The sequence below is a fragment of the Streptomyces sp. NPDC002643 genome, from assembly GCF_053592555.1.
The window spans coordinates 219,522-231,715 of sequence record NZ_JBSFVY010000004.1 but is presented as its reverse complement, the minus strand read 5'-3'; the positions used below and the strand labels follow the sequence as shown (position 1 = coordinate 231,715).

At 73.7% G+C, this 12,194-nt stretch carries 12 protein-coding genes and 1 pseudogene; 7 read left to right on the top strand and 6 right to left on the bottom strand.

Annotated features, from left to right (window positions below):
- Nucleotides 1-5 precede the first annotated feature (5 nt).
- Entirely contained in the window at nucleotides 6-773 is a 768-nt protein-coding gene (locus tag ACWD4G_RS08010) for a CBS domain-containing protein (RefSeq protein ID WP_451291366.1), read from the top strand.
- Nucleotides 774-818: 45 nt separating this feature from the next.
- On the top strand, nucleotides 819-1,316 hold the full coding sequence (locus ACWD4G_RS08005) for a flavodoxin domain-containing protein (RefSeq protein WP_451291685.1): 498 nt from the start codon (nucleotides 819-821) through the stop codon (nucleotides 1,314-1,316).
- Nucleotides 1,317-1,392: 76 nt separating this feature from the next.
- Here the strand turns inward: ACWD4G_RS08005 and ACWD4G_RS08000 are convergent, their stop codons facing one another.
- The 3 genes from ACWD4G_RS08000 to ACWD4G_RS07990 all read right to left on the bottom strand — a co-directional run bounded on the left by ACWD4G_RS08000 (nucleotide 1,393) and on the right by ACWD4G_RS07990 (nucleotide 3,219).
- A complete protein-coding gene (locus ACWD4G_RS08000) occupies nucleotides 1,393-2,094 on the bottom strand; it encodes a universal stress protein (protein ID WP_451291364.1) in 702 nt (233 codons plus the stop codon).
- A gap of 41 nt (nucleotides 2,095-2,135) precedes the next feature.
- Complete coding sequence (locus ACWD4G_RS07995; protein ID WP_451291363.1) at nucleotides 2,136-2,717, bottom strand: Rv1733c family protein; 582 nt, start codon at nucleotides 2,715-2,717, stop codon at nucleotides 2,136-2,138.
- Nucleotides 2,718-2,850: 133 nt separating this feature from the next.
- The gene (locus tag ACWD4G_RS07990; protein ID WP_451291362.1) at nucleotides 2,851-3,219 is read right to left on the bottom strand and encodes an STAS domain-containing protein; all 369 of its coding nucleotides are present in this window, start codon (nucleotides 3,217-3,219) and stop codon (nucleotides 2,851-2,853) included.
- Between the two features lie 338 nt (nucleotides 3,220-3,557).
- Here ACWD4G_RS07990 and ACWD4G_RS07985 point away from each other — a divergent pair.
- From ACWD4G_RS07985 to ACWD4G_RS07970, 4 genes and pseudogenes are all read left to right on the top strand, one after another.
- Nucleotides 3,558-3,953, top strand: a pseudogene (locus tag ACWD4G_RS07985) (zinc-binding dehydrogenase); the annotation flags it as partial.
- Between the two features lie 13 nt (nucleotides 3,954-3,966).
- Nucleotides 3,967-4,659, top strand: a complete 693-nt coding sequence (locus ACWD4G_RS07980; RefSeq protein WP_451291361.1) for a helix-turn-helix domain-containing protein — start codon at nucleotides 3,967-3,969, stop codon at nucleotides 4,657-4,659.
- 54 nt (nucleotides 4,660-4,713) lie between these two features.
- Nucleotides 4,714-5,157: a pyridoxamine 5'-phosphate oxidase family protein gene (locus tag ACWD4G_RS07975; protein ID WP_451291360.1), complete on the top strand. Its 444-nt coding sequence runs from the start codon at nucleotides 4,714-4,716 to the stop codon at nucleotides 5,155-5,157.
- Between the two features lie 184 nt (nucleotides 5,158-5,341).
- Nucleotides 5,342-6,190 (top strand): universal stress protein, encoded by an 849-nt coding sequence (locus ACWD4G_RS07970; RefSeq protein WP_451291358.1) that lies wholly within the window; start codon nucleotides 5,342-5,344, stop codon nucleotides 6,188-6,190.
- A 56-nt stretch (nucleotides 6,191-6,246) separates the two neighbouring features.
- On the opposite strand, the gene ACWD4G_RS07965 is transcribed toward ACWD4G_RS07970, so the two are convergent.
- The 3 genes from ACWD4G_RS07965 to ppdK form a co-directional block, all read right to left on the bottom strand.
- Nucleotides 6,247-6,708 (bottom strand): pyridoxamine 5'-phosphate oxidase family protein, encoded by a 462-nt coding sequence (locus ACWD4G_RS07965; RefSeq protein ID WP_451291356.1) that lies wholly within the window; start codon nucleotides 6,706-6,708, stop codon nucleotides 6,247-6,249.
- A 200-nt stretch (nucleotides 6,709-6,908) separates the two neighbouring features.
- Nucleotides 6,909-7,337 (bottom strand): hypothetical protein, encoded by a 429-nt coding sequence (locus ACWD4G_RS07960; RefSeq protein ID WP_451291354.1) that lies wholly within the window; start codon nucleotides 7,335-7,337, stop codon nucleotides 6,909-6,911.
- A 50-nt stretch (nucleotides 7,338-7,387) separates the two neighbouring features.
- Nucleotides 7,388-10,060, bottom strand: coding sequence for a pyruvate, phosphate dikinase (ppdK, locus tag ACWD4G_RS07955; protein ID WP_451291353.1), 2,673 nt, complete (start codon nucleotides 10,058-10,060; stop codon nucleotides 7,388-7,390).
- A 293-nt stretch (nucleotides 10,061-10,353) separates the two neighbouring features.
- Between ppdK and ACWD4G_RS07950 the strand changes: the two genes are divergently transcribed.
- Nucleotides 10,354-12,090: a GAF domain-containing protein gene (locus tag ACWD4G_RS07950; RefSeq protein ID WP_451291351.1), complete on the top strand. Its 1,737-nt coding sequence runs from the start codon at nucleotides 10,354-10,356 to the stop codon at nucleotides 12,088-12,090.
- The last annotated feature ends 104 nt before the right edge of the window (nucleotides 12,091-12,194 follow it).

The following is a 12,194-nucleotide window of genomic DNA, read 5'->3' as shown; positions in this document are numbered from 1 at the left end:
GAGCCATGAAGCAGGACAAGGTCGGCTCCGTGATGACCAGTGAGGTCGTCCGGGCCACGTACGGCACACCGTTCAAGGAGGTGGCACGGCTGCTGGCCGACCACCGCATCAGCGGACTCCCGGTGGTCGACGAGGACGACAAGGTCGTCGGCGTCATCTCCGAGACGGACCATGGGGGTCCCCCCGGTCGAGCGAAGCCGAGACTGGGGGAGGTCCGCCAGGCGGCGACCCCCGGCCCCCTCGACCCGCCGCGCCGCCGGCGTCTGGCCGGCCTGACCCGAGGCGCCCGGCGGCAGGCCGCCAAGGCCCATGCCCGGACCGCCGGACAGCTGATGACCAAGCCCGCGGTCACCGTGCACGCCGACGACTCGATCGTCGAGGCCGCCCGCACCATGGCCGGGCGGCGCGTCGAGCGGCTGCCGGTGCTCGACGAGGCGGATCGGCTGGTGGGCATCGTCACCCGCCGCGACCTGCTCCAGGTCTTCCTGCGGCCCGACGAGGAGATCCGCGACATGGTCGTCCAGGAGGTGCTCGTGCGCGCCCTGTGGATACCGCCCCGCAGCATCGACGTCTCCGTGACCGACGGGGTCGTCACGCTCAGCGGGCAGATGGAACGCAAGAGCGAGACGGAGATCGCCGTCTCGATGGTCCGGCAGATCGACGGTGTGGTCGGCGTGGTCGACCGGCTCACCTGGCACGTGGAGGACGACCGGCTGCGCCCCGACGAACCGGCCGTGCACGGCGTGGCCGACGACTGGCTGCGCCGACGGTGAGCACAGACCCCTGAGGAGAGGAGGCGGACCGCCATGACCACCACCATGACTGGCAAGGTGCTGGTCGCCTACGGGACGACCAACGGATCCACCGCGGAGATCGCCGAGGCCGTCGCCGACGTGCTCCGCAAGGCGGGGCTCACGGCGGAGGCGGCCCCGGCCGCGTCCGTCAGGGACATCACCCCGTACGACGCCGTCGTGGTCGGCGGCGCCCTGTACGCGGGGCGCTGGCACAAGGACGCCCGCCGCTTCGTCCGCCGCCACCGCCGGGCCCTCGCCGAACGCCCGCTGTGGCTGTTCAGCAGCGGCCCGCTCGGCGCCGAGGCGGTCGGGCGGGACATCCCGCCCGTGCCCGGCGTGAAGAAGGCCGTGATCCGGCTGGACGCCCGCGAGCACGTCACGTTCGGCGGCCGCCTGGAGGAGGGGGCGAAGGGATGGGTGGCCCGGATGATCCTGCGCTCCGGGAAGGGCGGAGACTTCCGGGACTTCACCGCCATCGAGGAGTGGGCGGGGCGGTTGGCCGCCGAGCTGACCCGACGGTGAGAGGTGCGAGGCGAGCGACGAGCGTGAGGGGGCGGTCCTGGGCCTGGACCGCCCCCTCGACGTATGTGGTGTACGGCTACGAGGGCACCACGGCGACAGGGCACAGGGACTCGCGAACGATCCCGCGCGCGACCGCGCCGGGCCCGCCCCGCTCCCTTCGGCCCACGACCAGCAGCCCGGCGCGCGCGGACCGCCGCACGAGTGCCTGCAGGGGCGTGAGCAGCCGGACGTCCTCCAGCACCGCCACCTCCGGGTACTTCTCCCGCCAGGGCCGCAGCGCGTCGGACAGCAGCTGCACCTCGTGGTCCTCCCAGGCGGCACGGTCCTCCTCCGGTATCCCGAAGGGCAGTTCGGCGGCGCAGGAGGGGAACCGCCAGGTGTGCACGGCACGCAGCCGTACGCCCCAGCGCCGGGCGGTGTCGAAGGCGAAGCCGACCGCTCCCGCCGCGGGGCCGTGGGCGTCCAGGCCGAGCACCACCTCCGCGAGGACGGGTTCCCCGGACTCCTCGGGGACCAGGACGACGGGACAGGGCGAACCGGCCACGGTGTCCAGGTCCCGCACGCCGGCCACGACCAGCTCCGCCGCCGCGGGGACTGCGGGCGTCCAGTGACGACTGCCCCGGAGCGGCAGCCCGCGCCGGGTCGCTTCCCAGGAGGCCCAGCGAACGACCGCCCGGCAGGGGACCGAGCGGCCGACGTGGACGACGACGCGTCCGGGGGCCGGTGGCGCGGCGGACCGCTCGGGGTGCGCCGCAGGGTGTGCCGGGGTGCTGTTCATGGCGATACCTCCTCCGGGGTTTCGTGCGGAGGCCGGGGGCCTCAGCCGGTGCGGTGCCCCCACTTCGGGCCGACCAGGTCCCACTCCCGGTCCCAGCCCGCCATGCGCCGCTGGTCGAGCCGCCGGCGGGCGAGCGCGCCCACGGCATACACGCCGCCGACGAGGGACAACCCGGCGAAGCCGCCCATCACGGCTCCCTCGACGGCGGCCTCCCTGGCACTCGGCGGCTCGGTGACCAGCGTGCCCCGGCCGTCCTGCCAGACGACGAGGTGGGTTCCGGACTTCAGGCCGGTGTCGACCAGGGTGCGGTCGGTGCGGCTGGAGCCGTCGGGGGCCGTCCAGCGGACCTCGGCCAGACTCTTGTCGCCGGAGGACCACTTGCCCACCGTGGGTTTCGGTACGTCGGCGACGAGGACGGCGTTCACGGGGTGCCGCTGCGCGCGCTGCCGGTCGAAGGTCGCCTCGGTGGCGTGCGCCGTGACCAGGCCGACCGTGGTGCCTCCCACGACGGCGACTGTCCATACGGCCGCCACGACCCAGCCCTCGACGATGTCGTCGCGCCGGCGCAGCGGGTTGCTCCGCAAACGCCAGAACCGCTTCCTCATCGGCTTTCCACGTCCCATGGCTCCGCACCTCCTCCGGTCGTTCGTCACCCTTCGAAGGTGGCAGTCCCGCCGGGGGCCGGACACGGGCCGACCAGGTGCTGTCGTGGGGCCGACCGGGACCTGTTCGCGACGGGGCAGGGGGCCGAACGGCCTAGATCACAACGGGACTTGGCAGAACATCGGACAGGCGGGGCTGGATCTCGAAGACCCCACCGAGCCCGGCGGCGCGAACGACCCGCGAGAAGCTGTCACCGTCGGCGACCAGCCGCAGTCGTCCGGAACGGGCCAGGACCCGGTTGCGGGCCCGGCACAGGGCTCCGAGGCCGGCGCAGTCGATGAAGGACACGGACGTCAGGTCGACCACCAAGTCGGGTTGCGGGCCACGGGTCAGCGAGTCGAGGAGAGCCGTCAGCGGGACCGCCGTCGCGAGGTCGATCTCGCCGGTCGGTGTCACGACGGTCGTTCCGGCGACGGTACGGACCGTGTGGGACGGCAGGGACCTCGTGAGGTTGTCGGACATGGTCAGATCCAAGCCGTGTCGGCGGACGGTCCGGAAGAGCCGAACGGTCCCCTTCGTCCCGGTCCGGTGGTCCCTGGGTCGCCCTGAGCGGCCGACCGTGTCCCCGCTCCCGTCCGGCCGGAGACAAGGGCCCGACCGGCCCAAGCGGCACACGCGCACGAGGGCCAGGCTGGACATGCGGGGCGATTCCGGCGTGAGGGCGCCACCGGTCCCCTACCGGCCGCCGTCACCTCGCCACCGGTCCCCCGGGCCCCGCAACGCAACCGACTGGGGTGAGGAGCGTCATGAAAGCCTTCGTGTTCCACGGTCCCGGACAGTCCGCCTGGGAAGACGTCCCGGACCCGGCCGTCAAAGAGCCCACCGACGGCGCGGACGTCGTCATCGAGGCCGTCGGCGTCCCGGAGAGCTTCGAACTGTGCACCCGCGTGGTCCGCCCCGGCGGCCACGTCGCCAACGTCGGCGTGCACGGCGCCCCCGCGACCCTGCACCTCGAAGACCTGTGGATCAGGAACATCACCATCACCACCGGCCTGGTTGACACCTATTCCACCCCGACCCTGCTGCGCATGGCCGCCGCCGGCCGCCTGCCCACCTCGCGGCTGGTCACCCACACCTTCCCGCTCGACCGGATGGAAGAGGCGTACGACGTCTTCGCCCGCGCCGCCGGCACCGGCGCCCTCAAGGTCGTCCTCGGCGGAGAACGGCACGACGTCGTGGCCGCGAGCGCGGCCTGAAGAAGGCAGGGAGATGACGGTCATGACCGAACGGACACCCGCCGACGACGGGACCACGGCGGCGGAGCGCCCCCGGGGCGACCTGAGCCGCCGCATCGCCGCCCGCCGCGCCCGACTGGGCCTGAGCCGACAGGAGGCGGCCGACCGGGCGGGCGTCGCGCTCAGCTACCTCCACCACCTGGAAGAACGTCCCGGCGCCGCGCCGAACCGCGGCACACTGGCAAGCCTGACCGCGGCGCTGGAGACCACGGTGTCGGAGCTCACCGGCGGCACCGCCGACCTCCCGCCCGGCCGCGAACAGGCCGCCCGCGCACCGGAGTTCACGGAACTCGACGCCCACGCGTGCCGGGCCCCGCTCGGGACGCACGGTGTCGGTCGGATCGCAGTGACCAGCGGCGAAGGGCCACTCGTCGTGCCCGTCAACTACGGCGTCGTCGACAGCGCGATCGTCTTCCGGACGGCCGTCGGCGCTACACCGTCGCCCGCGGCCGGTCACCGGGTGGTCTTCGAGGTCGACCACGTCGACAACGCCCTCAGCTCCGGCTGGAGCGTCCTCGTGCGTGGAAGCGCGCGGACCGTGACCGACCCCGACGAGAGGCGTCGGCTCGACGGCCACGTCCACAGCAGACCCTGGGCCGACGGTGGCCGCGACCTGTGGATGCGGGTCGAGCCGGACACGGTCACCGGTCGCCGGATCAGTGTGTGACCCGGCGCCGCCACACCCCACCCACGCGAAGAGACGACAAGAGACGAGCAGCCGATGTACGCCAACGACGGGTTCCGCGAACTCGACCGAGACGAGTGTCTGCGGCTGCTGGCGCGGGCGCCCATCGGCCGCGTCGTCCACACCCGCCGGGCCCTGCCGGCGGTGCTGCCGGTCAACTTCGCCCTGGACGAGGGGGGAGCGGTGGTGCTGCGCACCTCGGCGGCCTCGGAGCTGGCGCGCTCGGTCGACGGCGCGGTCGTCGCCTTCGAGGCCGACGCCGTCGACGCGGCCCGGCACTCCGGCTGGAGCGTCGTCGTGACCGGCACCGCCACCGTCGTCACCGATCCGGCGGTCCACGCCCGTCTGGCCCGCACCGGCCCGCGCTCCTGGGCACCCGCGCCCGAGGAGGTGTTCGTCCGCATCGAGCCCGAGCTGGTGACCGGACGCGAACTCGTCGGCGGGCGCAGCCTGTACGGCTGCCTGGACGTCGGGGCCTGAAGCCCGCCGCCCGGCACACGCTGTGCCGCACCTGCACCTGCACCAGGGCCCGAACGGCCCTTCCCCCGCAGGCCGTTCGGCGTCCCGGCCGGTACCCACGGCACCTGCCCGCCACCGCGGCGGGCGACGAGCATCGCGGTGAAGGCACCCGGTACGGACAGGACGAGAGGAAGGGAAGCAGACCATGACTCAGCAACACGTCGTCGCCGGAGTGGACGGCTCACTGGTCTCCATACGGGCGTTGGACCAGGCCGCGAGCGAGGCGGCCAGGCGCGGCGCGGTACTGCGCGTGCTGTACGCCGTGCCCGACCGCGACGAGGCGGGACCGGTCCTGGCCTCCGCCGCCGCGCGGGTACGGGAACGCCACCCCCACCTGCCGGTGGAGACCCGCGCCGTGGAGGACGACGCCGTTCGGGCGCTGGTGCGGGAGAGCGCGGACGCGGTGCTCACCGTCGTGGGAACCCGGGGCCTCGGGGGCCTCGCCGGGTTCGTGCTCGGCGCGGTGAGCACGCGGGTCGCCGCCCGTACGCGCGGCCCGCTGATGGTCGTACGCGGTGACCGCCCGCACGGCGACCACTCGGATGACGGCCGCTGCCGAGACGTACTGCTCGGGCTGGCGGACGACACCGACACGGAGGCCGCCGACTACGCCCTCCGGGAGGCCGAGGCCCGTGGTGCGCGGCTGCGGGTGCTGCACTCCTGGACGCACCGGCACACCACGCCCGAACCTCCCTCACCGATCCCGGCGACGAGTCCCGGGCAGCGGCGGCAGGCCACGCTGGACCGCGCCGAGGAGGCCGTGCCCCGGTTCGCCCTGGCCGGGATGCGCGAACTTCACCCCGGGGTGGAGGTGGAGGCCCGCACGGTCCGCACCGCGCCCGCGCACGCCCTGGTGGAGGCGACCCGGGACGCCGCCGTCGTGGTCGTCGGAGCCCACCGGTCCGGCGGCCGGCACGGCGCTCACCCGGGGCCGGTCACCCACGCCCTGCTGCACGGCGCGCACTGCCCCGTGGTCATCGTCCCCGGCGGGTGAACGGCCACCACCCCGGTTCCGCTCACCTCGGTTCACCTCGGACGGCCGGACACGGTTCACGCCGTGTCCGGCCGTCCGTCCGTCGTGAGCAGGACGCCGGTGACCAGGTCAGGCCGGATCCGGACGGCCCGGTCCATGCCCTGCTCGACCCACGGCCGCAATATCCGCTCGTAGCGGGCGAGTTCACCGGGGTCGGTCACCAGCCGGGCGTATCCCGTCACCACCACGCTCCAGCCGAGGTGTGTGTCGGGGTCGATGGCGTCGGCCTCGTAGGCGACGACGACCCCAGAGCCGCCGTTCCCCTGCGCGTGCGAGGTCAGCGCGGCGGTCTCGTGGGTGCGGATGACGATGTCTCCGCCGTCCAGGACGTGGTTGACCGGGCGGACGGTCGGCAGGGCGTGCCGGGTGAAGACGATCCTGCCCAGCGACACGCTGCCCAGCAGCCGCAGCGCCTCGGCGCTGTCGAGCTCGACACGGCGGCGGGGTGCTGCGGCTGCTGGGCTGCTGTCGTGGGCCATGGGGACTTCCGTGTGCGTGCGTAGGGTGTGTCGCTGTCGTCTCGGGCCGGCGATGGGTCGCGGACCTCTGCGGGTGCGGGCTGCCGGGGCTACGGACAGGAGCGGCACCGCGGGGGCCGGTGCCGCTCCTGCTTCCACTGTCGTCCGGGGCACAGCCCGTCCCAAGGGCCGATGGGCCCCGATGACGGTCCGGTCGGCCCTTATGCGGCCGGAGAAGATCCCTCGGCGGGCAAAAGACCATGGCCTTCCCCCGCCACTCCACCGCGCCACGGCGGCGGCCCCGCCGTCCTGCGGGCCGACTCCGCTCGGTGCGCGGATCGCTCCACCTGCGCGCGCAGCCGGTCCTCCAGCCGGTCCGCGAGCGCGAGCGCGTCCGCCTCGCGGGCGTGGACGACAACGTGCCGGTCGCCCACCTGGACCGATGCCAGGGCCGCCCACGGCAGCGCGACGTGGTGCGCGGTGTCCCTCACGATCGTCACCCGGCCGCTCACGGCCGGCAGCCCCGGCCGGGCGAGGACCGCGCCGGTCTTGGCCCGGAGGTGGGTGAGCGTCTCGTCGTCCACGTCGCCGTCCGTGCGGAACCGGACGGCGGCGAGCACGTCCTGGGCGCCCAGGTCTGTGTCGGTCATGTGCCTTGCTCCTCTTGGTGGTTGTTCCGTCTGTGCGGGGTGCCGGGCTCTCACCGGCTGTCGCTCCCCTCGGTCCCGGCCAGCGCCGCCCGCCCCGCCTCCAGCCGCGCCACTGGCACCCGGAAGGGCGAGCAGGACACGTAGTCCAGTCCGGCGGTGTGGAAGAAGTGGACGGACTCCGGGTCGCCGCCGTGTTCGCCGCAGACGCCGATCTTCAGACCGGGCCGGGCGGCGCGGCCCTCGTCGACGGCGATGCGGACCAGGCGGCCCACTCCGTCGCGGTCGAGGGTCTCGAAGGGCGAGGCGGGGAAGACGCCCTTGTCGAGGTAGGCGGAGAAGAACGCCGCCTCGACGTCGTCGCGGGAGAAGCCCCAGGTGGTCTGGGTGAGGTCGTTGGTGCCGAAGGAGAAGAACTCCGCCTCCTCGGCGATCCTGCCGGCGGTGAGGGCGGCTCGGGGCAGCTCGATCATCGTGCCGACCGGGCAGCGCACGGGCACGCCGGACTCCTCGGACACCTCGGCGAGCACCCGCTCGACCTCCGCCCGCTCGATCCGCAGCTCCTCGACCGCGCCGACCAGCGGCACCATGATCTCTGCGCGGGGTGAGCCCCCGGCCCGGGTACGGGCCACGACTGCCTCGGCGACGGCCCTTACCTGCATGGCGACCAAGCCCGGTATCACCAGGCCCAGCCGTACTCCGCGCAGGCCGAGCATCGGGTTCTCCTCGTGCATGCGGTTGACCGCGTCGAGCAACTCGACGTCGTGCGGGTCCGGTTGCTCTGCCGTGGCGACGCGTACGGCGAGTTCGGTGCGGTCGGGCAGGAACTCGTGCAGCGGCGGGTCGATGAGCCGGATGGTGACGGGTAGGCCGTCCATCGCCTCCAGGATGCCGGTGAAGTCCGCCCGCTGGAGCGGCAGCAGGGCAGCCAGCGCCCGCTCCCGTTCCGTGTCGTCTCCGGCCAGGATCATCTCCTCGACCAGCTTGCGGCGTTCGCCGAGGAACATGTGCTCGGTACGGCACAGTCCGATGCCCTGGGCCCCGAAGCGGCGGGCCCGAGCCGCGTCCTCGGGGGTGTCGGCGTTGGCCCGCACCTCCAACCGCCGTACACCATCGGCGTCTTCGAGGGCACGGGCCACCGCGTCGACCACGCCGGCCGACCGCTCGCCACCACCCTCCAGGAACCGCATGACGGCCGAGTCGGCCAGTGGCACGGCCCCCGGGTACACGGCACCGGCGGAACCGTCCACGGAGATCACGGTGCCCTCCTCGACGACGACACCGCCGCGCGTGGTGAACCGCCGCTCCTCCACGGTGAGTTCCTCGGCACCGCACACGCAGACCTTGCCCATGCCCCGGGCCACCACGGCGGCGTGGCTGGTCTTGCCGCCCCGGCTGGTGAGCACGGCCTGGGCGGCGATCATGCCGGGCAGGTCGTCGGGGGTGGTCTCCTGGCGGACCAGGACCACCTTCTCCCCGGCGGCAGCCCGCCGTACCGCCTCCGCCGAGTCGAACACCGCCGCGCCGACCGCCGCGCCCGGCGAGGCGGGGATGCCGTGGGCGAGCGCCGCACCGGCCGCGGTGGTGTCGAAGGCGGGGAACATCAGCCGGGCCAGCCCGTCGCCGTCGACCCGCGCGAGGGCCTCGTCCGTGGTGATCAGCCCCTCGTCGGTGAGCTGGGCGGCGATGGTGAACGCGGCCTCGGAGGTGCGTTTGCCGACCCGGGTCTGCAGCATCCACAGCCGGCCGCGCTCGATGGTGAACTCGATGTCGCACAGGTCCCGGTAGTGGGTCTCCAATGTGCGCATGTGGTCGCGGAGTTGGGCGTACGACGTCGGGTCGACCCGTTCCAGTTCGGCCAGTGGCACGGTGTTGCGGATGCCCGCGACGACGTCCTCGCCCTGTGCGTTGGGCAGGTAGTCGCCGTAGAGGCCCGGGCGGCCGGTGGCCGGGTCGCGGGTGAAGGCGACGCCGCTGCCGGAGTCGGCGCCGAGGTTGCCGTAGACCATGCGCTGCACGGTGACGGCGGTGCCGAGGTCGTCCGGGATGTGTTCGCGGCGCCGGTAGAGGCGGGCGCGCTCGCCGTTCCAGGAGTCGAAGACCGCGAGGATCGCGCGGCGCAGTTGCTCGGCGGGGGACTGCGGGAACTCCTCCCCGGTCTCGTCGCGGATCAGGCGCTTGTACGTCTCCACGAGCCAGGCCAGGTCGTTCGCGTCCAGGTGGAGGTCGTCCGGGGCCTCGCGGGCCTCCTTGAGGAGGGTCATGGCCTCTTCGAACAGGGCCGGGTCGACGCCCATGACCGTCGCACCGAACATCTGCACCAGCCGGCGGTAGGAGTCCCAGGCGAACCGGTCGTTTCCCGTGGCCTTGGCCAGTCCCAGCACGGAGTCGTCGTTGAGGCCGATGTCGAGGACCGTCTCCATCATCCCGGGCATCGAGAAGCGGGCCCCGGAGCGGACGGACAGCAGCAGCGGGTCGTCCCGCTGGCCCAGTCGGCGGCCCGCGCCCGCCTCGACGGCGGACAGGTGCCGGGAGACCTCCACGGTCATGCCGGGCGGCTCGGCGCCGGTGGCCAGGAAGGCCCGGCAGGCGTCGGTGGTCACGGTGAAACCGGGCGGTACCGGGAGGCCCAGCCGGGTCATCTCGGCCAGGTTCGCGCCCTTGCCGCCCAGCAGGTCGGCCATCTCGCGGCGGCCCTCGCGGAAGTCGTACACGTAACGGACCATGACGCCGTACTCCTCGGCTCGGGGCTTGGACGGACCGGTACGCCGGGGTCTTCCCGGCTCCGGTCTCCGGTTCTCGGGTTCTCCGGTCGGACGTGCCCTCAGCTTCGGACGTCCGCGCCGCGGCCCGGCAGGTGCTGTCCGTCCCTCCCCCGGGGCCGAACGGCCCCAGACGGTCACCGGACCGTCCTGTGAACAGGGCCCGATCCCGTACCGCCGCGCGCCCCGCGCCGGTAGCGTGGCCCCTGACCGGAGCGGCCGGTGTCAGCCCGCCCCCGGGACCGGAGGAGACGCAGGTGGGAAGCCCCGAAGAGCCCCGGGAGACCCGGCAGGCCCGGGTACGGCTGCCGCAGCTGCGGCTGGACGAGCTGCTGGAGGAGCTCCAGGCCCGCCTGGACGCCGCGCGCGGCACCCGGGACCGGGTGCACAGCCTGCTGGAGGCGGTGCTGTCCGTCGGCCGGGAGCTGGACCTGGAACAGGCCCTGCGGAGCATCGTGGAGGCCGCGGCGGTGCTGGTCGACGCCGAGTACGCCGCGCTCGGGGTGATCGGGCCGGACGGCAAGCGACTGTCCGCCTTCCACACCGTCGGCGTCAGCGAGGAGCAGATCGCCCGGATCGGCCCCTACCCCGAGGGCCACGGCATCCTCGGCGAGCTGATCCACCACCCGGAGCCGATGCGGCTCGCGAAGATCTCCGAGCACCCGGCGTCCTATGGCTTCCCGCCCAACCACCCACCGATGAACACCTTCCTCGGCGTCCCGATCCGGGTGCGCGAGCAGGTCTTCGGCAACCTGTACCTGACCGAGAAGCGGGGCGGGGTCCAGTTCGACGAGGAGGACGTCTCGGTCACGTCGACGCTGGCCGTGGCGGCCGGGGTGGCCATCGACAACGCCCGCCTCTACGAGGAGTCCCGGCTGCGCGAGCGCTGGCTGCGGGCGAACGCCGAGATCACCCACACCCTGATGTCCGGCGGCGCGCAGGGCACGGTCCTCGCGCTGATCGCCGACCGGGCCCGGGAGATCACCGGTGCGGCGCTGGCCGTGGTCGCGGTGCCGATGGCGGACACCGGCTCACTCGTCATGGAACTCGCGGTCGGGACGGACTCCGAGGCGCACCGGGGCCTGGTGGTGCCCGGGGAGGGCACCCTGATCGGTGAGGCTTTCGCCTCCGGCACCCCCGTCACCAGCGGTGACGTATCGCACGACCAGCGTGTGTCGCCCGAGCCCGGCGGCTTTGCCGGACTCGGCCCCGCCGTGGCGGTGCCCATCGGGACGGACCCCGGGGTGGTGAGGGGCGTCGTGCTGCTGGTCCGGGAAGCCGGTGCCACGGCGTTCTCCGGCAAGGAGATCGAACCGCTGAAGGGCTTCGCGGCGCAGGCGGCGGTCGCGATCGAGCTGGCGGAGCGGCGCGCGGACGCCGAGGAGGTCGCGGTGCTCCAGGACCGCGACCGGATCGCCCGTGACCTGCACGACCTCGCCATCCAGCGGCTCTTCGCCACGGGTATGACGCTGCAGAGCGCGGGCCGGTTCATCGAGCACGCCGAGGCGTCCGAGCGGGTGGTGCGCGCGGTGGACGACCTCGACGAGACCATCAAGATCATCAGGTCGACCATCTTCGGCCTGCGCTCGCGCGACGGCGCCGACGGGACCGGGCTGCGGGCGCGTGTGGTGCGGATCGCCGGTGAGGCGGCCCCGGTGCTGGGCTTCGCGCCCGGCGTGCGGATGGAGGGCCTGATCGACACGGACGTGCCGCGCGAGACCGCCGACCACGTCGTCGCCGTCCTCTCCGAGGCCCTCACCAACATCGCCCGCCACGCCCGTGCCGACCGCGCCGACGTCGCCCTCACGGTCGGCTCCGGCCGGGTGCGGCTCACGGTCACCGACAACGGCGTCGGCATCCCGGCCGACGGCCGCCGCAGCGGCCTGCGCAACATGGCGGAACGGGCACAGCAGCTTGGTGGCGAGTTGGAACTGAGCAGCCCGGAGGGCGGGGGCACGGCGTTGGTGTGGTGGGTGCCCGTCGCGTCGGCCTAGCGGGGAGGCCGGGCGAGGAGGACGACGCGACGAGGGGTATGGGCCGCTCGGCCCAAGCGCCGGTCCCCGGGATGTCCGACCCTGGAGGTGTCACGGAGCACCAC